17 protein-coding genes and 2 pseudogenes are annotated in these 19,970 nt (G+C 43.5%); 8 read left to right on the forward strand and 11 right to left on the reverse strand.

Going from position 1 to position 19,970, the window contains the following annotated elements:
* The first annotated feature begins 137 nt into the window (after window positions 1-137).
* From prpB to PSI22_RS13040, 4 genes are all read left to right on the forward strand, one after another.
* Window positions 138-1,028, forward strand: a complete 891-nt coding sequence (prpB, locus tag PSI22_RS13025; RefSeq protein WP_273580121.1) for a methylisocitrate lyase — start codon at window positions 138-140, stop codon at window positions 1,026-1,028.
* A gap of 23 nt (window positions 1,029-1,051) precedes the next feature.
* A complete protein-coding gene (prpC, locus tag PSI22_RS13030) occupies window positions 1,052-2,209 on the forward strand; it encodes a bifunctional 2-methylcitrate synthase/citrate synthase (protein ID WP_273580136.1) in 1,158 nt (385 codons plus the stop codon).
* Window positions 2,210-2,270: 61 nt separating this feature from the next.
* Window positions 2,271-3,722 (forward strand): bifunctional 2-methylcitrate dehydratase/aconitate hydratase, encoded by a 1,452-nt coding sequence (locus PSI22_RS13035; RefSeq protein WP_273580122.1) that lies wholly within the window; start codon window positions 2,271-2,273, stop codon window positions 3,720-3,722.
* A 67-nt stretch (window positions 3,723-3,789) separates the two neighbouring features.
* Window positions 3,790-5,700 (forward strand): propionate--CoA ligase, encoded by a 1,911-nt coding sequence (locus tag PSI22_RS13040; RefSeq protein WP_273580123.1) that lies wholly within the window; start codon window positions 3,790-3,792, stop codon window positions 5,698-5,700.
* Window positions 5,701-6,097: 397 nt separating this feature from the next.
* Here PSI22_RS13040 and PSI22_RS13045 read toward each other — a convergent pair whose 3' ends face one another.
* On the reverse strand, window positions 6,098-6,727 hold the full coding sequence (locus PSI22_RS13045; RefSeq protein ID WP_273580124.1) for a glutathione S-transferase family protein: 630 nt from the start codon (window positions 6,725-6,727) through the stop codon (window positions 6,098-6,100).
* Window positions 6,728-7,330: 603 nt separating this feature from the next.
* Here PSI22_RS13045 and PSI22_RS13050 point away from each other — a divergent pair.
* Window positions 7,331-7,882 carry a cytochrome b gene (locus tag PSI22_RS13050; protein ID WP_273580125.1) on the forward strand — a complete coding sequence of 184 codons (552 nt, stop codon included), beginning with the start codon at window positions 7,331-7,333 and terminating at the stop codon, window positions 7,880-7,882.
* 26 nt (window positions 7,883-7,908) lie between these two features.
* Window positions 7,909-8,490 (forward strand): YceI family protein, encoded by a 582-nt coding sequence (locus tag PSI22_RS13055; RefSeq protein WP_273580126.1) that lies wholly within the window; start codon window positions 7,909-7,911, stop codon window positions 8,488-8,490.
* A gap of 258 nt (window positions 8,491-8,748) precedes the next feature.
* Here PSI22_RS13055 and PSI22_RS13060 read toward each other — a convergent pair whose 3' ends face one another.
* The 3 genes from PSI22_RS13060 to pvcA are packed head-to-tail and all read right to left on the reverse strand — an operon-like array spanning window position 8,749 to window position 11,995.
* Entirely contained in the window at window positions 8,749-10,029 is a 1,281-nt protein-coding gene (locus PSI22_RS13060) for a glycosyltransferase (protein ID WP_273580127.1), read from the reverse strand.
* Between the two features lie 3 nt (window positions 10,030-10,032).
* Window positions 10,033-10,932 (reverse strand): tyrosine isonitrile desaturase/decarboxylase, encoded by a 900-nt coding sequence (pvcB, locus tag PSI22_RS13065; protein WP_273580128.1) that lies wholly within the window; start codon window positions 10,930-10,932, stop codon window positions 10,033-10,035.
* A 55-nt stretch (window positions 10,933-10,987) separates the two neighbouring features.
* Window positions 10,988-11,995, reverse strand: a complete 1,008-nt coding sequence (gene pvcA / locus PSI22_RS13070) for an L-tyrosine isonitrile synthase (protein WP_273580129.1) — start codon at window positions 11,993-11,995, stop codon at window positions 10,988-10,990.
* Between the two features lie 641 nt (window positions 11,996-12,636).
* Here pvcA and PSI22_RS13075 point away from each other — a divergent pair.
* Window positions 12,637-12,939 (forward strand): annotated as a pseudogene (locus tag PSI22_RS13075) (ATP-dependent Clp protease proteolytic subunit); the annotation flags it as partial.
* 13 nt (window positions 12,940-12,952) lie between these two features.
* Here PSI22_RS13075 and PSI22_RS13080 read toward each other — a convergent pair.
* The 3 genes from PSI22_RS13080 to eco form a co-directional block, all read right to left on the reverse strand.
* A complete protein-coding gene (locus tag PSI22_RS13080) occupies window positions 12,953-13,396 on the reverse strand; it encodes a GNAT family N-acetyltransferase (protein WP_273580130.1) in 444 nt (147 codons plus the stop codon).
* A 98-nt stretch (window positions 13,397-13,494) separates the two neighbouring features.
* A complete protein-coding gene (gene aqpZ / locus PSI22_RS13085; protein ID WP_273580131.1) occupies window positions 13,495-14,187 on the reverse strand; it encodes an aquaporin Z in 693 nt (230 codons plus the stop codon).
* 308 nt (window positions 14,188-14,495) lie between these two features.
* Complete coding sequence (gene eco, locus PSI22_RS13090) at window positions 14,496-14,978, reverse strand: serine protease inhibitor ecotin (RefSeq protein WP_273580132.1); 483 nt, start codon at window positions 14,976-14,978, stop codon at window positions 14,496-14,498.
* A 271-nt stretch (window positions 14,979-15,249) separates the two neighbouring features.
* Here eco and PSI22_RS13095 point away from each other — a divergent pair, with 271 nt between their 5' ends.
* Window positions 15,250-15,468: an HP1242/YdcH family protein gene (locus tag PSI22_RS13095; RefSeq protein WP_273580133.1), complete on the forward strand. Its 219-nt coding sequence runs from the start codon at window positions 15,250-15,252 to the stop codon at window positions 15,466-15,468.
* Between the two features lie 187 nt (window positions 15,469-15,655).
* On the opposite strand, the gene PSI22_RS13100 is transcribed toward PSI22_RS13095, so the two are convergent.
* The 4 genes and pseudogenes from PSI22_RS13100 to PSI22_RS13120 all read right to left on the reverse strand — a co-directional run.
* A complete protein-coding gene (locus PSI22_RS13100; RefSeq protein WP_038197079.1) occupies window positions 15,656-15,910 on the reverse strand; it encodes an ogr/Delta-like zinc finger family protein in 255 nt (84 codons plus the stop codon).
* Window positions 15,911-15,993: 83 nt separating this feature from the next.
* A complete protein-coding gene (locus PSI22_RS21515; RefSeq protein WP_370689029.1) occupies window positions 15,994-17,595 on the reverse strand; it encodes a contractile injection system protein, VgrG/Pvc8 family in 1,602 nt (533 codons plus the stop codon).
* Window positions 17,582-18,097 (reverse strand): phage tail protein, encoded by a 516-nt coding sequence (locus PSI22_RS13115; protein WP_038197081.1) that lies wholly within the window; start codon window positions 18,095-18,097, stop codon window positions 17,582-17,584. The genes PSI22_RS21515 and PSI22_RS13115 overlap by 14 nt, the downstream gene beginning before the upstream one ends.
* Window positions 18,094-19,970, reverse strand: a pseudogene (locus PSI22_RS13120) (phage tail protein); the annotation flags it as partial. The gene PSI22_RS13115 and the pseudogene PSI22_RS13120, both read right to left, overlap by 4 nt.

The following is a 19,970-nucleotide window of genomic DNA, read 5'->3' on the forward strand; positions in this document are numbered from 1 at the left end:
AATTTAAAACAAAAAATATCAACACCTTCTATTACACATCTCCGATTCGCACCCTGTTTTTCAACCATTGGCACAAATCTTGCTCAAATAACAATTCAATACGAATTAGTTTCATTTTAGTAACAATGGAGTTATATATGGCATTTTCTTCTGCTGGTCTGGCTTTTCGCCGGGCAATAGAGGCCGAATCTCCGTTACAGGTGGTCGGAACTATCAATGCAAACCATGCGTTGCTGGCGAAACGAGCGGGCTACAAAGCCATTTATCTTTCTGGTGGCGGCGTTTCAGCAGGTTCGTTAGGTCTGCCGGATCTGGGCATCTCAACGCTGGATGATGTGCTGACCGATATTCGTCGCATCACCGATGTATGCGATTTACCGCTACTGGTGGATGCCGATATCGGTTTTGGTTCTTCGGCATTTAATGTCGCCCGCACCGTTCGTTCTATTATTAAAGCAGGTGCTGCGGGTATCCATATTGAAGATCAGGTAGGTGCCAAACGTTGTGGGCATCGTCCAAATAAAGAAATTGTCTCCAAAGAGGAGATGGTCGATCGTATCAAAGCTGCCGTTGATGCCCGCACCGATGAGCATTTTGTGATTATGGCGCGCACAGATGCACTGGCGGTGGAAGGGTTGGAAGCCGCTCTCGACAGAGCCGAGGCTTATATTGCCGCCGGTGCAGATATGTTGTTTCCAGAGGCGATAACAGAGTTGCAAATGTATCAGGTATTTGCCGCAAGAACGCAGGTTCCCATATTGGCCAATATCACCGAGTTTGGTGCCACTCCACTCTTTACGACCGAAGAATTAGGTCGCGTAGACGTCGCTATCGCGCTTTACCCGCTCTCTGCATTTCGGGCGATGAATCGAGCCGCAGAGCAGGTCTACACTACACTCCGCCGTGACGGCACACAGAAAAACGTGATCGAGCTGATGCAAACCCGTAATGAACTTTATGAAAGCATTAATTATTACGATTTTGAACAGAAATTGGATGCCCTGTTTTCCCAGAAAAACCAGAGGTGATACTCATGAGTAAACAGAATACGATGACTGGATCTCCTGAAGCGGCAACATTTAAACCGAAAAAATCCGTGGCCCTGTCTGGCGTGACTGCCGGTAATACAGCGCTCTGTACCGTTGGAAAAAACGGCAGCGATTTACATTACCGCGGCTATGATATTCTCGATTTAGCCGCTCACTGTGAATTCGAAGAAATTGCTTATCTGCTCGTCCATGAAAGGCTCCCTTCCCGCGCAGAACTGGCCGCTTACAAAACCAAACTAAAAGCCTTGCGTGGCCTGCCAAGCAGTGTCAAATCAGCACTGGAAACTTTGCCTGCGGTCGCCCATCCGATGGATGTGATGCGCACGGGCGTTTCTGTCTTTGGTTGTACCCTACCGGAAAAAGAAGATCATAACCTTACCGGCGCCCGTGATATCGCAGATCGTCTGCTGGCATCCCTCGGCTCTATCCTGCTTTATTGGTATCACTACAGCCATAACGGACGTCGGATTGACGTTGAAACTGATGATGATTCCATCGGCGGGCATTTCCTGCATCTCTTGCATGGTCAAAAACCGCGGGATTCATGGGAAAAGGCAATGCATAGCTCTTTGATCCTGTATGCCGAACATGAATTCAATGCTTCGACATTTACCAGCCGAGTGATTGCCGGCACAGGATCAGATACGTACTCCGCTATTATCGGTGGAATTGGCGCCTTACGCGGGTCAAAACATGGCGGTGCCAATGAAGTTTCATTCGAAATCCAGCAGCGTTATGACTCTCCCGACAAAGCCGAAGCCGATATCCTTAGCCGGCTGGAAAGAAAAGAAGTCATTATTGGCTTTGGTCATCCGGTTTATACCGTCTCCGACCCGCGCCACAAGGTGATTAAAGAGATTTCCCTGCGTCTTTCCAAGGAAGTGGGCACAACTCAGATGTTTGACATTGCAGAGCGCATTGAGTTTGTAATGCGGGATAACAAAAAAATGTTCCCGAACCTTGATTGGTTCTCGGCGGTGTCTTATCACATGATGGGGATCCCTACCGCCATGTTTACCCCACTGTTTGTGATTGCCCGTACTGCTGGCTGGGCGGCTCACATTATTGAACAACGCATTGATAACAAAATTATTCGCCCTTCAGCCAACTACACCGGCCCTGAGAACCTGCCGTTTACACCGATTGACCAGCGTAAGTAGCACTATTTTATGCGGTGTTTTTTGTATTCATGTTTTATTCGATTTTTAAGAAGGATTGGTTATGTCTACCTCTGTTGTCAACAACCGCCCTGATTACGATCAAGTGATTGTGGATATTGTGGATTATGTCATGAACTACACCATAACATCCCCCGTTGCCTACGAAACAGCCCATTACTGTTTTCTGGATACGCTGGGCTGTGGGCTGGAAGCACTGGAATATCCCGCCTGCAAAAAATTATTGGGGCCGATTGTACCGGGTACCGTGGTTCCGAACGGTGCGCGCGTACCGGGAACTCAGTTCCAACTCGATCCAGTTCAGGCCGCCTTTAATATTGGCACCCTGATCCGTTGGCTGGATTTCAACGATACTTGGCTAGCGGCAGAATGGGGGCATCCATCGGACAACCTTGGGGGAATTCTTGCCATCGCCGACTGGCTGTCTCGAACGGCAGTCGCTAATGGAAAACAACCACTGACCATAAAAGATGTGCTGACCGGCATGATTAAAGCCCATGAAATTCAGGGCTGTCTGGCATTGGAAAATGCGTTCAATAAAGTCGGTCTGGATCACGTGGTGTTGGTTAAAGTCGCTTCAACAGCGGTTGTCGCCCAGATGTTGGGTTTAGCGCGTGAAGAAATACTGAGTGCCGTTTCGCTCGCTTGGGTGGACGGACAATCCCTGAGAACCTATCGCCATGCCCCTAACACGGGTTCCCGCAAATCCTGGGCTGCCGGTGATGCCACTTCCCGTGCCGTGCGACTGGCGCTGATGGCGCAAAAAGGCGAGATGGGCTATCCCTCAGTATTAACGGCAAAAACGTGGGGATTTTATGATGTTCTGTTCAATGGGCAACCGTTCAAATTCCAACGTCCTTATGGCGCGTATGTGATGGAAAACGTGCTGTTTAAAATCGCTTTCCCTGCCGAATTCCACTCACAAACGGCCGTAGAAGCGGCCATGACTCTGCACCAGCAATTGAAAGCGGCAGGTAAGCAGGTCGAAGACATTGCCCAAATCACTATCCGTACCCACGAAGCCTGTATCCGAATTATTGATAAACAGGGCCCATTGAATAATCCGGCGGACAGAGATCACTGCATCCAATACATGGTCGCCATTCCATTATTGTTTGGCCGTCTGACGGCGGCCGATTATGAGGATAATGTGGCCGCCGATCCACGCATTGATGCTTTGCGGGAAAAGATGATATGTGTTGAAAATCCCGATTTCACCCGTGATTACCATGCCCCTGAGAAACGTTCGATTGCCAACGCCTTGACCATCACATTTAACGATGGCAGCCAGTTTGACGAAGTGAAAGTCGAGTTCCCGATTGGACATGCGCGCCGCCGCAAAGATGGCATCCCATTACTACTGAAAAAATTCAGTACCAACCTGACGCGGCAATTTCCTGACACTCAGCAACGAAAAATCCTGTCGGTTTCCCTTGACCGCACCTTATTGGAAAACATGCCCGTAAACGAATATCTCGATTTATACGTTATCTAATCGACGAAGCTATCGGCGGTTCTGCCTGCAAGAACCGCCTCTCATCTGCATAGCGCCAGGAGAGATTATGTCATTCCAAGATTTTTATCAGCATTCGATTGATAATCCCGATGCCTTTTGGGCAGACCAGGCCCGGCGAATACACTGGCAACATCCTTTTGCACAAGTATTGGATCACAGTAACCCGCCTTTTGCCCGCTGGTTCAGCGGTGGGCAAACCAATCTATGTTACAACGCGCTGGATCGCTGGCTGGAAATCCAACCCGATGCCAAGGCGTTGATTGCCATTTCAACCGAAACCAATAGCGAAAAAGTTTTCACCTATAAAGAATTACATCAGGAAGTCAACCGAGCCGCTGCCATGATGCTCTCGCTGGGGGTAAAAAAAGGCGATCGCGTGGTGGTTTACATGCCAATGGTGGCAGAAGCCCTGTTCGTCCTGCTCGCCTGCGCCCGTATCGGTGCGATTCATTCGGTCGTGTTTGGCGGCTTTGCTTCCCACAGTCTCGCCACACGACTGGATAACGCAGAGCCGGTGCTGGTCGTCTCTGCGGATGCGGGATCGCGCAGAGGCAAAATTATTCCTTATAAACCCCTGCTGGACGAAGCTATTGAGCTAGCGCAACACACACCACGCCATGTTTTGATGGTGAACCGCGGTCTGGCCGCAATAAATTGGCTGGAAGGACGGGATATCGATTTCGCCAGCCTGCGGCAAACGCACCTTGATGCAGATATTCCTGTCACATGGATGGAATCCAATGAAACCTCCTGTGTGCTATATACATCGGGCACAACGGGGACGCCCAAAGGCGTACAGCGTGATGTCGGCGGCTATGCAGTCGCACTGGCGACCTCGATGGATGCCATTTTTGGCGGCAAAGCAGGCGGCGTTTTCTTTTGCACATCGGATATCGGCTGGGTGGTTGGCCACTCTTACATTGTCTATGCGCCACTTATTGCTGGCATGGCAACCATCATGTATGAAGGGCTGCCGACCCGCCCTGATGCGAGTATTTGGTGGCAAATCGTGGAAAAACATCAGGTCACCAGAATGTTTTCTGCGCCAACCGCAATCCGTGTTCTGAAAAAATATCCCACAGATTGTATTGCAAAATACGATATTTCATCACTTGAGACACTATATCTGGCGGGTGAGCCGCTTGATGAACATACTGCCCGCTGGGTTGCGGAGACAATCAACGTTCCGGTCATTGATAATTATTGGCAGACCGAAACCGGCTGGCCGATTATGGCGATTGCGCGTGGGTTGGATGATCGGCCGAGTCGTTTTGGCAGCCCCGGTTTTCCAATGTACGGCTTCAACGTCAAACTGATCAACGAACTAACGGGTCAGGAATGTGGCGATAACGAAAAAGGGATGTTGGTCGCCAAAGGCCCCCTGCCTCCCGGTTGTATTCAGACCATCTATGGCGATGATACTCGTTTTGTAAATACTTACTGGAAGCATTTTGCCCAGCAGATTTATTCTACGTTCGACTGGGGCATCCGTGACAGCGACGGTTACTATTTTATTCTGGGGCGTTCGGACGATGTGATTAATATCTCAGGGCATCGCTTAGGAACACGGGAAATCGAAGAGTGCATCGCCAGCCATGAAGACGTGGCAGAAGTAGCCGTGATTGGCATCAAAGATGAAGTAAAAGGGCAAGCCGCTGTTGCCTTTGCGGTACTCAAGGAAGGACGGGAAATCCAGAATGCTGACCCTTTCGCAGCACTGGAAAAATCACTGATGGATCTGGTCGATAAGCAGCTCGGCAGTGTCGGGCGCCCGGCGCGGGTCTATTTTGTTACCCAACTTCCCAAAACCCGCTCAGGGAAAATGCTGCGCCGCACCATGCAGGCGATTTGTGAAGGACGGGAGCCGAACGATATTGCGTTAATTGAGAACCCTGCCTCGCTGGAGGTGATCCGAGATGCCGTTTCTCATCAGGTCACAGCCAATAAAAAAATATAGGGTATGACTCAATGACAAAAACTGATATTTGGTATGGCTTGTTTGATAAAAATTCATTGTTAATGGGCCATACCAGGTATTCTCTCAAGCGGAAATAATTTGTTATTGCCCCTCAACAAACCTCACACTGAACTTCCTCTGCACTACATCTCTTTTGTTTAATCCGCGTTTAATTGCGTAGGATTACTATGCACCTGTACTACCTACTACATTTTTCCAGCTACTTTTACCCATTTCTGCTCCGTATCAATACGGAGCTTTTTTTTGTCCATATTAGGTGGTTAATAAAATTAAAATAATCACTCAATAAATTATATTCAACCAAAAATAGGTGATTCTAATCAGGGCACACAACGTACCCTGCATGTTATTGAGTCAAATAATATCTATCTATTAATTAATACTCTATTTCAGGCTCTTTTGCTGCCGCCTCAGCCCATTCCACCATTGCCGGATGCTTAAGCATACGATCAACCCATGCCTGACTAATAGCAGAAAATTTCAGCCCATAGGTCTGAGCACGGAAAGCCACTGGAGCGAAAAACGCATCAACCGCAGTGAATGTATTCCCAGCCAGCCATTCGCCGCCAAATTTCGTTAACCCGTCTGACCAAAGAGCATCAAGGCGGTCAATATCACACTGTAATTCAGGGGAAATTTCCCTCAATTCAAACTGTTTTGAACAATTCATCGCGCAAGTTTGGCGCAATGTGGCAAAACCAGAATGCATTTCTGCCGAAGCACTTCTTGCCCATGCTCTGGCGATGCGATCTTGTGGCCAAACCTGAGTGTGGTGTTCTGCAAGGTATTCAACAATAGCCAGTGAATCCCAAACGGTAATTTCACCCTCTACCAGACAAGGAACAAGCCCAGTGGGTGAGAATGCTTTGAATTTTTCATAACTACTTTTATCCTCTTCAAAATAACTAAGCTGCTCGTTAAATGGGATCTCCAGCGCCTTCAGCAAAATCCACGGACGCAGTGACCAAGAAGAATAATTTTTATTGGCTATCCACAATGTGTACATCGTATTTCCCGCTATAGTGATCAAAGAGTGTGACTACGCGAAAACATTACAATCTCTTGCCCTAAGAGTAAACAATGGCACACAGGGAAACGCTTTTTATTTTTACCAATTTAAATAATAATCACCCATCTGTTTTTTAAATAAATCATTTAATAAAGTGATAATATTCACACGCAAAATCTATTTAGTAATAAGTTATTCCTATTATTGATTGTGATCTATAATAAAAAATAACTGTCACTTTATGGATAAATGAATAAATTTCAATTTACACCTTGATCATTATTCATTTAATTAATATATTAAAAACAAAAATGAATATAGAAAAAATACAATTAAATAATATCACCTTTAATTTTACACATAATTATTATGGATATTAATCACCTAACATTAAATCACAATCAACAAATGAATTAAATTCTTTTTATTTCATCATCAAGATCATAATATGATTATATTATTGATAAAATCTGACATTCTTAAACAAATTATTTGTCGAAGATTTATAAAAATCAAATAGCATTTTAATCTACTATAATACCTAAACTTTCTCATTTATATTCGCAGAGAGTTTTCAGTGATCAAAAATAAGGAAACGGTATGCTTTTAAAAAATACTTCCACGCGCTTTGGTCATGTTTCTGTTTTAATCCATTGGTTAGTTGCACTCGCTGTTTACGGTATGTTTGCACTTGGATTATGGATGGTGACATTAAGCTATTACGATACTTGGTATCATCAGGCACCAGAACTCCATAAAAGTATTGGGAGTTTAATTTTTTTTGTCATGGTTATTCGTATTATCTGGCGGTTTATTTCTCCGCCACCAAAACCTCTGACAAGTTACAGCCATTTGACGCGAATCGGTTCCAAACTGGTTCATTTCACGCTCTATCTGGCTCTGTTTGGCATTTTAGGCAGCGGATATCTTATTTCTACGGCTGACGGGCAACCTATCAGTGTTTTTGGATGGTTTGATATCCCTGCTACGCTGTCAGAACAAGGCGTACAGGCAGATACCGCTGGCATTATCCACCTTTATCTCGCTTGGGTTGTTGTGGTGCTCTCCCTGCTGCACACACTTGCTGCATTGAAGCATCATTTTATTGACCGCGATAGTACCTTAAAAAGAATATTTGGCTTCAAACCCTGACTAAAAATAACCTCTGGAGAATCACTATGTTAAAAAAGATGCTAATTGGCCTGACCGCAGGCGCTTTATTAATGAGTACAGGCTCTGCAATAGCCGCTAACTATAAAATCGATACGATTGGCCAACACGCCTTTATTGAATTTCGTATCCAACATTTGGGTATGAGCTGGCTTTACGGTAGCTTCAGAAAATTTGACGGAGATTTTGCTTTCGATCCGCAAAACCCAGCAAAAGACAAAGTTAATGTCGTTATTAAGACGAATAGCGTAGACACCAACCATGCCGAGCGCGATAAACACCTGCGCAAGCCTAATTTTTTAAACACGGAAAAATATCCAGAAGCTAAATTTACTTCAACTAAGATCAGCAAAGAGGGAGAAAAATACACAGTTATCGGTGATCTAACATTAAATGGTGTCACCAAACCTGTGACGCTGAATGCCAAATTAATGGGAGAAGGTAAAGATCCGTGGGGTGGATACCGTACGGGTTTTGAAGCTAATGGTAAAATTAAACTGAAAGATTTTGATATTAAGGCTAATTTAGGACCAAAATCTCAGGAAGTTGAATTGGTTATTTCCGTTGAAGGTGTACGGGAAAAGGCCTGATATCTCTCTGCATTAATACCCTGAATCAGAACTTCCGATCAAGAATAAACCGTCACTGAATATTCCCCACTCAGACATGGGGATGTTCGTGACGGTTTAACCGATTATATACCCTCCGTCTTTCAAGTTGCCGCTTTGTTGGCTACGCTCACTCACCCCGGTCACATAGTTAACTATGCTCCCGGGGATTCCTTCCCTTGCCGTCGCGCTGCAACTCGAAATCCATTCGGTATATATACTTTTTCTTCAATTAATGACTCAAGCTGATTCAGCAATCAATTCATTAACATGACGAGTGATCGATTCCAAGGCATTATGAGCATCATAATCTGCCTTGATTCTCTGTGACTGATAATGCCATTCAGGAGAAGAAAGTATCCGGGTCACCGCTTGATATAACTGTTTTTCACTCGGTGTATCCGTATTCAGACTAATACCGCATCGTGACCAGATAACACGGGCGACAGCCTCCAGCTTACCATCTCCCGTACCAGCAACCACCAGCGGCACACCGTGACGAATGGCCGCATTAAGAGAACCATACCCACCATTGGTAATGAAAATTGCTGAACGAGGAAGCCAGTGTTCAAAGTTAAGGTACTCCACCACTCTGGCATTGTCAGGGATCTCTTCACCCAACGTTTCGACTGGCCTTCCTGCCGTAATTGCCAGCACACGCACCGGCAGCGTCGCCAATGCACGCAAGGTAGGTAACAGCAATTGGCTGAGATCAACATTCGCCAGCGTTCCCTGTGTGACTAAGACAAGCGGCAGGCTTTCATCTGGCCACTCCAACTGGGTTTTATCATCCTGCACTTCGACACCCAGCGCACCGATAAAATCCACCGTTTCCGGTAAATCATCACGAGGAAATTCAAACGATTTGGTTGCCAATTGCAGGAAACGGTCGGCTCGACTCAGAACGACATCATTGTGATCTTGTGTCAGAGGAGAAGATGCCACTTCCAACAGTGCTGTGTTGAATGCATCCCGTACCTGTCCAATCAACTGACCCGTTTCCTCATCCACCAATTGCTCACGCATCAAATCAGCAGGCAATAATTCAGGAGGAATACGCGGTCCCCAGAAGATGGTATCCCGAGTCGACCATGACAACGGTGTCACCCCAATCGCAATAACAGGAATACGATCATGGGCAGGTTTCTGTAACAATGGCAGTACCGCATAGAACGTATTGTCCACAATCAGCAAATCAGCGCCTTCAACTAACTGTTCCAACTGACGATACAGCACGGGTATAGGGCCAGCAAAAAATTGCTTAAGGGCATGTGTCATCTGATGATTTCCGGGAGGATGCTGCCCTCTCTCAGGAAATTTCTCTTCCAGATTACGGTAATCAACATCAACCTGCTGATCAAAAGCGACAAAACTCGCTCCCAACGCTTCTGCCTGCTGCCGAAAAATAGAACCCGTGAATATTGTCGCTTCGTGCCCCTGCCCTATCAAATGCTTGGCAATGGAGCAAATGGGAAAAACATGGCCTGGAGTCGCAATCGCAGCCAAAACAATACGAGCCATTAATCAAACCTCCTTCAACTCAACGTCCGCTTCACCAGAATCTGAATTGGAAATAGTTCGGAAACTGAGATTCTCACAGACAGGTGTTCCATGAATATGTACCCGCTGGAGATGTCGGGGAGAATGAGTAATAAACGCTTCCCGACCATGTAGCAAAGTAAAATTATCACTAATCACAAAATCACCGGACTGCCATTGATGAGCATAGAAATAACGCGGGTCATACAATCTGTTATACAGATTTCTTTCAAATTCTTTTTGCTGTTCAACTGACAACCCATTGATTGTCAACAAATGATGGTCAGAATATTTATCATCTTTTCCTGTCATGGGTTCGTTGTAACGCATCACCCATTTCTTACCATCAGGATGGAGACAAACCAGCGGTGAAACCACCTCTCCACCATAATGCGTCACTCTGCTTGTACGGTAAGTTATCATGGTGTTTTTCCACTCATGACGCTCATCATCACTGGCATCAACAATCAATTGCTCAGTATCAACAAACGTGGTCCGCCCTCCTTGACTTGCCTCAGGTGCAGAGACGCAGTGAAATATCTGAAACTCCGGAATTGTCGGCTTATACATCCCATCCCAATGTAATGGCACATGGGTGCTGTCCAAAACATGATCAGAAGGATCAGGGCGCTCCATGACATCCAGTATGGCGCCAAACGGCCACATCATTATTTCTCCCCAACGGCCAGTGTATTCCGTCAACTTTTCCGGATCCGTAAAACCAGAAGAAAAGCCACGTAATACAACCAGCTTATGGGTACGTGCTAGCTCGCGCAGGGTATCAATAGACAACGTAGTGATGTCCTGCTTAGGAGCATTGGGCGTAATCAGTAGTCCAAAAGGCATGATCGGTTCAATGCGACAATCCAGTTCATCTATACTCATAATGCCCTCTCTCAAAAATGCGGTATAACGGCGAATAGCTTTCAGATAACCTTTATTATTGTTCCTGCGGAGCGGCAACCAGCGGTTCCACCTGCTGATTTTGCTCAGATACGGCTTCAATCATGTAATGGCTGGGGACACCACGGATCTCGACCAATTTCCCCTGCATCTTTTTCACTTCATCACTTTTCATCAGCACAAATTGACCGTTAATATTGGCTGCGACACCATGCCACGGCGTAAGCCAATCATCCCGGGTAGGCATCATATGAATACCGATTTTAATACTGTCAACGGGCTGCGGATGGATAGAAAGGCGAATAGCCAATGGAAATTGTTCAGCCAGCAGATTTCCCCAAGCCCAACTACGCTGGATAACGCCAGCCGCTCGCTGACGCGCATCTTTCTGCAAGGCAGTTTTCGAGCCGTCATATCCCGGCAACAGACTATCTTCATAGAGAAAACGAGTAATCGCCCGATAGAGCTGAAGCCCTTCTTCACTCTCTTTAAGCGTGGCCTTAATTTCTTCTACCGAAGAAGCATAGCCATTCACCAGCAACTCACGCAGTTGATCATAATTGCTGGTATATTGGGTTAGTGATTCAACATTGCCGAGATTAAAAACTGAAAGATTGGTTGCACCCAGTTCATGCAGCAACTTTTCAATTTCCAATTGATAATGGGTAATGGTTTCATCGTCGACATGGATAAGATCACTGAATACATGCCCATCAGAACAAATAACAATATTTGCACCTGGTGGATAATAAAGTTGAATGCGCTGACACAGAGAATTCAGAAAAATCAGTGATAATTTTTCTGCCATATCAGGCATCGTACCCAGTACTTTGCGGGGGTTTGGCGATTTTGTCGGAAACGCAGGAAGAATACATTCAACAGCTTTACCCTGTTCAACAAACGCACGAATGCGTGGTAGCTGAACTTCAGAGACTTTCTGTTCTTCATATTCAATCGTATGTTCAGATTCTGAGAAACGGCGTCTATATTGCAACAATTCATGTAAAATTTTGCTCGACACCTTTTCTACGTCAAGATGTTCCATATTTTTTTCCTAATTTATTACACCCACTTCACTACCAACAATGCCTATTTGCAGATTGTAAAGACTCCATAAATCAAATGTTCACTGTTATACTCTTAATATATAATTCAATAAAAATCCCACAATAGAAAAAAAGGAAATATCAAAAAATCATAAGGTATAACCAACCTAATATATAAATTAAGCTGAACATATTGAGAGCCTTGACTTTACATCTTTAATAGCCTATTACTTTTTCAAGTCATTCATCTGGCATAAGAAGCCAATCTTGATGAGTTCTTGATAACTTATTGATAAAACAGATAATAAAATTACATATTCAATTCACCACAATATATATCATCAAATATTTAACATAAAACCCACAACAACATCACGTATATTACACAAATAACAATATATATTGCATATATCTTATTTTATTACACGTGTTATATCTTCATAAGAATTCTGCCGATAAATATATAACATCACAAACATCTAAAATAACTAAAAAATTTAATAAATTAATTCAATTTTTTTGATTTTATGACATAAATTAAATCTAATACTCTTTAAATACGTTTTTTCAACATAAAAACGTTTTTAAGAGCTATATTATTTATACCATTAATATTGTTTATTACATGAGAATAGAAATGATGCATAGCGAATATCCTGAATTAACAGAAGAAAATAACGCGATAATCCCCATACTAAAGAATAAACTCCTTAAATTACGTTACATTATTATCACTGAAGAAATTAATCAGCAACTGGCTGAAAAAGTGATGTCTCAACTTTTGATTCTGCAAGAAGTCAACACGGATCCGATAAAAATCTTCATTAACAGTCAAGGTGGACACGTTGAAGCCGGCGATACACTGCATGACATGATCAAATTTATTAAACCGGAGGTCATAATGATTGGCACTGGTTGGGTTGCCAGTGCCGGCATCACCATTATTGCCGTTTCATTTACTCAGACGCTTTCGTTTTCTCTAGCGTCCAAACAAAATCCTGCACCCTGACAGGCTCAAAACCGAATTTTTCATAAAGCCCACCCGCCGAAGAGGTCACCAACATGACCCGTTTCACATGAGAAATAATAGGATGCTGTAAAACACACTCCATCAACCAACGTCCCAATCCTTTTTTCTGATAGTCCGGCACAATAAAGACATCGCAAAGATAAGCAAACGTTGAAAAATCTGTAATTAATCGCGCAAAACCAATTTCTTTATCACAATGAAACAAGGCAAAACATAAGCTATGCTCTATCCCTGTTCTGACTTTCTCAAGCGTAATCCCACGCGCCCAATATAATTGGGTAAGATTATTATGAACAAAATGAATATCAAATTTCGTTTTATCCGTGGTGACCCAGTATTCACCTTGTTCCCACGTTATATTTTGCTCCATCATTTTTCCTTTTTAAAAAGCGTCAGCCGTGGAAAAATTTACCATAAATATGATAAAAAAAGCCACGCAATCGCATGGCTATTCAAAATGACAAGATATCAATCTTTCTGTAATAACGTACGGTATATCAAGCCACCGATAGCACCACCAATTAATGGGATCAGCCAGAACAGCCAAAGTTGATCCAACGCCCATGTGCCTTGAAAAACAGCAACTGCCGTACTTCTTGCCGGGTTAACCGACGTATTTGTCACAGGGATACTGATTAAATGGATAAGTGTTAATGCCAAACCAATGGCCAGTGGCGCAAACCCTACTGATGCATTTTTATCGGTTGTACCGAGGATCACAATCAGGAAAAATGCGGTTAATACCAACTCAATGATAATGGCAGCCTGTAGTGAAAAACCGCCGGGAGAATGTTCACCATAACCATTGGATGCGAAACCACTTGCCGTTGCATCAAAACTACTTTTACCGCTGGCAATAAGATAAAGTACGGCTGCGGCAGCAATTCCCCCAATTACTTGAGCAATGATATAAGGAATAACTTCTTTTGCTGAAATACGCCCTCCAGCAAATAACCCCAATGTGACGGCCGGATTAAAGTGCCCTCCTGAAATATGCCCTACGGCATAGGCCATCGTCACGACCGTTAAACCAAAAGCCAGAGATACCCCCACAAAACCAATCCCCAGCTGTGGAAATGCGGCGGCTAAAACAGCACTGCCACATCCGCCAAACACCAACCAAAAAGTACCCAAAAACTCTGCCGATAATTTTTTGAACATTCTATGATTCCTCAATGATATTTGCATGAATGCAAAAGAATCCCAACAAAGTTTAGTTAGTATTTTTAAATATATACAAGGAACCGTAGGCAGAAAATAAAGGATTGACGAATATCACAGATGATGATTTAAGAATCATCTTATTTGGAACGGTTTTATTGTCAACTTGATGAAAATTAATGTTAGAAAATAACCATTATCCGTTAAAGATAAATTAACCGAAAACTTTATGACGATAATATAATAAACATAACAACCTGAGTTAGATATTCATAAAACTCAGGTTGTTGATTTACCTAATCAATAATTTATCTGATTACTGCATTATCGACATCATCCAATGCCTGCCAAATACGATATTTGACTGTCATTGATTTTGGTGTATATACCACGATAGGTAATTTGCTGTTATAGCGTATAAGCGCATCTTTGCCTAACTGTACTTGAACAAAACGCACAGTTTCTTCTTGCCCTGGACAACCCATGTGGGTTGACGCTGGGCCGGTGACATTATTCAATACATAATAATCGTATCCCCACCCCTCCAAGGTTTTTGTTTCAAGTTGCCCACCAAACCAGTGATGATTACAGTCTACTTTTATATCCTTGCCAATCATCAGTTCAACCATGTAATCGCCTTCATCCTCTTCTGGCGCAAGGTCAATGACATTGCGTACCATGCCCTCTGAAGCTTTAGGATAAGGAGCGACATCTTCGAGTTTCTTATCAGCCTGAGCAAAAGTAGAAACCGAAACCATCATAGCGGCTAAAGGAAGTAGATACTTTTTCATTTATCACCTCTTGATATGTTTAACAACGGAATTGAATCATAACATGTACAACGATAGGAATAAGTTATGCTTTTTTGGCAAGAGACTGATTTTTACCACTATTATTTAAATGAGAAGTTTATTCATTTAGACATATGATAAATTATTATTAACAATCAAAAAGATATAAAGTTGTTACCCGATCTTTTTTATGTGATATCTCTCAAATCTGATCTTACAATGGGCTGCTACACTCATATTGAGCGGTAGTAAATTTCGTCTAGGAGGTCCTATGTTTCCAGAATATCGTGATTTAGTGTCCAGTCTGAAAGAATCTAACCCCCGTTTCCAATCCCTGTTTGAAAAACATAACCGACTTAACCACGAGATATCACAGCTTGAAGGCCCAAATGGAACCGGCTATAGCGATAAAGTTGTGCGCCTGAAAAAAGAAAAACTACACATCAAGGATGAGATGCAAAGGATCTTACAGACAGAGTCCCAAAAATAACCCTGTCATAGACTTTGACGCCTGCTTCTATGACAAGCAGGCGTTACATAAGGATTGTCATTTCACTCGCCGTTCTCTGGCCTCAATGCCTTTAAAGTTCTCTATTCGAGAACAAAATACAGTCCATCATCCATAAAAAAGCCACCATTACGGTGGCAAAAACTGGAGCAATGTCCTTTTTCATTATTTATTGTGCGTCAGCTTTCTGACATGGCGCAGCCGCTTTCTGACGAGGTTGTCTCTTCGTTTTCGCCCTTGGATGTGGCGTGACATTCTCGACGTCACCTGGCTTAGCAATAAAACGTACAAACGTTTCATGGCTGACGAACGTTGCTCCACAGTTGATATTCTGACATTGGTTATAACGCTCCTTTGTCTGGCTTGAGTGCTCAAAGCTGCTACGAGTATGCGCTGACTGACCACACAGAGGACACTTAATCATATTGTTCACCTTTCTTGAAATAACTGTCTCGAAATAACACCATCTCGTCTGGTGAACAATATACCAAAGATCTCATATTGAGATCAAGCTTTTATTTCGACATCCTCAGTTTTGATTTCAAAATCATCAATTTTAAGTTCGAGATCCAACGATGTTGTAAATCCACTGTCATTAAGATTGTGGGTGACTTTGATGATTGTCCAGCTAGTCCCATTAATTTCCGGCTTAAATCCTTCAATCTGAACGGGTGTTTCAGGGTAAATGTCAGCGCGTCCCTTTGCTAAGGCGATAGAAAACTCCGCTGCCCCCCGCTGCATCTTTTCCCAAACAGCTTTGGCAGCACGTTCCGCATTTTCCTTGTTAGAATATACACGGGAAAGTGTCAGAACATTTTCCTCAGCTCCCACCAGATAATTTGCGGACTTTTTCTGTACCTTTGTTGTTTGATGATGCTCAGTCGTTGATTTGCTCTGCTTCTCAGAAGATAGACTTCCCCCAATATCGATGTTCTTTTCTCCATCGATATTTCTGTTATCTCTGTTTTTTCTTTTACTTTCTTTTTGTCCCTTTTTAATGTAATCGGGCTTATCCTTTACTTTTGTTTTGTGACTTTTCTTCGTCAAATCGACGCCTTTTTTCTTCTCCAGACTGACCCCACCAGTCTTAGCAGGTTTAGCGGAGATTACTTCACGAGGAGACTCAATTTTACGATCTTTTTCCTTTTTAAAGGTTGAGGATTCTTTTTTCTGGGCAGAATATTTCTCTTTTTGGATAGGATTTTTATCTTTTTGAACAGGAATTTCATCTTTTTGGACAGGATTTTTGTCTTTTTTAGAGTCTCCCTTGCCCGATGATTTGTTCTCACTGCTTCCATATTCAATGATAATTTCAACTTTCCCGCTCTTTGATTCTACCCGCTTCAATTTAACCGTTTGCTTAGTGGTTGTTCGTGTATCCTGCCATTGGGTAACAACACCGGTATAGGCTTCACGGTCAGACAGAGAAAATCGATGACTATCTCCTGATTCACGAGTAATCAGCACAGGCAGAATATTCTCACCACTCCCGGTCTTATTTTGTCCTTGGCGGATAAACAACAATTCCCCATTTTTGACCGAAGCAATCGCCCCTTCCTGCTTTGCCACCCGTGTCAAAAAGCTCACGTCAGATTCATTGGTCTGATCGATGTGCATAGAGATACCCTTCAATTCGTCACTGATTTTAAATGTCAGTTGGTTTCTCGCAGCAATCGTACTCACAATGCTCTCTAACGTGTGTTTATGGTAAGACTCTTCGCGTTTAACATTCAGATCACCTCGAAAATCAGCACTGCGGGCACGAATTGTCAGCCGATCAGGCGCACCGGTATGTTCAATTTCATCAACGACAAATTTTCCCTTTGGGGTTAAGGAGTCGCCATGCCACCCCAATTCCAATTCTAGAATATCGCCTCGGGAAGGAAATATAAGTTTGCTATCCGCATCATCCAGCTCAATATCGAGCTGGTCTGATTCCAAACCGCGGTTATCCGTCAGCGTTAAAGACATTAAACGCGATTGGATTTTCCCTGTAATATCCTTCTTATTAGTTTCCAACCGAAAAGCTGGCGCACCTTCTTTACCAGTGACCAAATCAAATTGGGGAATCCAATCTGTGTTTGATATCCTCTGTTTAAGATCTAGCATTAGGATGCTCCTTAATTTCACCTATGGCCTTTCTCGTAAGACCAGAAGGCTTATCCAGTGATTTAGGTGGTTTGCCTTTTATATCAGATAATTGATCCTGCAAATCACCCAACATTTCAAACAAATTGTTATCAACGCGCCGTAAAGTCAGTGTAAAACTGATTTTTCTGGCCGCTCCGCCCGACATAAATTCCGTTTTTGTCTCATCAATGCTTTCGATAACGAACATTCCATAAATTGCGCCACTTCCATCAATGAAAGACCATGCCTTACCGCTGTCTGCCATCAATTTCAATGCAAACAGTGAAAGAGAACCGCCTGTCAGTTCAGGATAAAGTTCCCCCGATAGCGTGATCGTATCATTATCTGAACCAATAAATTGCCATGCAGGCCGTGCTCCCACACGGCTATTGAAGGCATGTCTCCAACTTTGTTTATATTGGAAACTTTGGTATGGCGTTGTTTTCAACATAAAAACAAATAAACCAAGTGCAGCCATCATGAGAAATCTTCTCCTCTATCAGAAAGTGAGCTACGCATACGGGCTTGCTGCATACGTTCCCGTTGTTCCAATTCCTGCCTGACCACACGGGCAATATCCTGCGCGGACTGTCCCTGAGCGCCATAGACATAGATGTTATATTGTGGTGCCCCGCTAGACTGCGGTGGCAGGCTTCGTTCCTTCTTCGCCTGAACAGCCTCATAAGTGTGAGCAGGCAGACTTTGCGCATGCAACGGTGCATCCTGTGCGGCAATAGGCAAAGACATTGAACTAACGGCAAATCCCACAGCAGCGAGTTTTGCCGTATTTTTCCGGCTGGTTACATTGGCTGGGCCGCTAATAATTTCAGGGCCACGCTCACCCACAATGCCGAATTTTCCGGCTGAAATAGATCCGCCTGTATCATGTTTAGTAACTTGTGCTGCTTGTTGCGTAGTTTCGCTATTAGTTATTTCCTGTGATGCTTTTACAACGACTTCCTTTTTATCATCACCTGACCACCACGATCTAAATATGTCAGTAATAGCGGAAATTTTACCCTTCAAGGCTTCCCATTTTTCTTGAATACCCGTTAACAAGCTGTCGATCATATCCGAACCCGCTTTCTTTAATTTCTCTGGAATAGCTTGAACATCACTAACAATTTCATTCCATCTATCTGAAATTGATTTTTTGATGCTTTCCCAGATTTCTAAAGTATTCTGTTTAACGGATTCCCAAGCACCACTGATTTGGGCTTTGATATTTTCCCAAGTGGCAAGAACGCTTTGTTTAATAGATTCCCATTTCTCACTTAATAAGGCTTTAATCGCTTCCCAAACTTCTGAAGTGCTTTGTTTAATGGCATCCCAGTTTTGGTAAATAATGCCGATCAGTCCCCCATTCATGAAAAAGTTCTTGATACCTTCCCATGCGGCACTGACTATGTCTTTAATTCCCTGCCATGCATTGCTACAGACATTCTTGATGCTTTCCCACAAGGCTGTGAATTTTGGCCCCAACGTTCCCCAATTCTGCCAAATATAAATAGCAGCCATTGCGATAACACCAATAATGGCAAGAATCGGGTTCGCCATCATAGCCCGACCAATGAACATTATTGATTTTCCTAATACACGGAAAGTACTACTTAAAAAAGACAGGCCTTTTACACCAACACTTGCCAGAATATTTATACCATTACCCAAAACACCAAAAACTTTTTGACCAATATTCCCTAATATTCCCAGGCCTTTTCTTTGGTTTCCAAAAGTATCTTTACCTCCTTTGTTAGATAGCAAATCAGCACCATCATTAAGTGAGCCAAAAACTTTGTTTCCGGTTTTACCAAAAAAATCCATGGCGGCTCTTAGCGCTTCTAAAGCCTCAGTTCCCAATTGTGCGAATACCTTCAAGCCATCTCTTAAATTCTCCATAGCCTGAATACCCACCTGAGCAAATCTATTCAGATTGGCTCTTAATTCTTCCAGAGCCTGAACACCAACCTGAGTAAATATATCCAGACTGGATTTCAATTTATCCAGCGCCTGAACGCCCAGCTGAGCAAAAAAACTGAGGCTGGATTTTAACTCTTCCAAAGCCTGCATACCCAATTTAGCAAATACATCCAGGGGAGCGGTTAATTTATTCAGGGCCTGAACACCCAACTGCACAAATGAATCCAGTGTGGATTTTAATTTATCCAACGCCTGAGTTCCCAGCTGCGCAAATACATCCAGGGGAGCGGTTAATTTATTCAGAGCCTGAGTTCCCAACTGCACAAATGCATCCAGTGTGGATTTTAATTTATCCAGCGCCTGAGTTCCCAGTTGCGCAAATATATCCAGGGGAGCGGTTAATTTATTCAGGGCCTGAACGCCCAACTGCACAAATG

The organism is Xenorhabdus aichiensis (genome assembly GCF_028598775.1).
In the GTDB taxonomy this organism is placed as follows: domain Bacteria; phylum Pseudomonadota; class Gammaproteobacteria; order Enterobacterales; family Enterobacteriaceae; genus Xenorhabdus; species Xenorhabdus bovienii.

Coding starts and splice junctions, on each gene's coding strand:
- pvcA (WP_273580129.1), bottom strand. CDS start 11,995: ATGGAACATCTTGACGTAGAAAAGGTGTCGAGCAAAATTTTACATGAA.
- PSI22_RS21515 (WP_370689029.1), bottom strand. CDS start 17,595: ATGCTAGATCTTAAACAGAGGATATCAAACACAGATTGGATTCCCCAA.
- pvcB (WP_273580128.1), bottom strand. CDS start 10,932: ATGAGTATAGATGAACTGGATTGTCGCATTGAACCGATCATGCCTTTT.
- prpC (WP_273580136.1), top strand. CDS start 1,052: ATGACTGGATCTCCTGAAGCGGCAACATTTAAACCGAAAAAATCCGTG.
- PSI22_RS13035 (WP_273580122.1), top strand. CDS start 2,271: ATGTCTACCTCTGTTGTCAACAACCGCCCTGATTACGATCAAGTGATT.
- prpB (WP_273580121.1), top strand. CDS start 138: ATGGCATTTTCTTCTGCTGGTCTGGCTTTTCGCCGGGCAATAGAGGCC.
- PSI22_RS13050 (WP_273580125.1), top strand. CDS start 7,331: ATGCTTTTAAAAAATACTTCCACGCGCTTTGGTCATGTTTCTGTTTTA.
- PSI22_RS13045 (WP_273580124.1), bottom strand. CDS start 6,727: ATGTACACATTGTGGATAGCCAATAAAAATTATTCTTCTTGGTCACTG.
- PSI22_RS13060 (WP_273580127.1), bottom strand. CDS start 10,029: ATGGCTCGTATTGTTTTGGCTGCGATTGCGACTCCAGGCCATGTTTTT.
- PSI22_RS13040 (WP_273580123.1), top strand. CDS start 3,790: ATGTCATTCCAAGATTTTTATCAGCATTCGATTGATAATCCCGATGCC.
- PSI22_RS13095 (WP_273580133.1), top strand. CDS start 15,250: ATGTTTCCAGAATATCGTGATTTAGTGTCCAGTCTGAAAGAATCTAAC.
- PSI22_RS13080 (WP_273580130.1), bottom strand. CDS start 13,396: ATGGAGCAAAATATAACGTGGGAACAAGGTGAATACTGGGTCACCACG.
- PSI22_RS13115 (WP_038197081.1), bottom strand. CDS start 18,097: ATGATGGCTGCACTTGGTTTATTTGTTTTTATGTTGAAAACAACGCCA.
- aqpZ (WP_273580131.1), bottom strand. CDS start 14,187: ATGTTCAAAAAATTATCGGCAGAGTTTTTGGGTACTTTTTGGTTGGTG.
- eco (WP_273580132.1), bottom strand. CDS start 14,978: ATGAAAAAGTATCTACTTCCTTTAGCCGCTATGATGGTTTCGGTTTCT.
- PSI22_RS13100 (WP_038197079.1), bottom strand. CDS start 15,910: ATGATTAAGTGTCCTCTGTGTGGTCAGTCAGCGCATACTCGTAGCAGC.
- PSI22_RS13055 (WP_273580126.1), top strand. CDS start 7,909: ATGTTAAAAAAGATGCTAATTGGCCTGACCGCAGGCGCTTTATTAATG.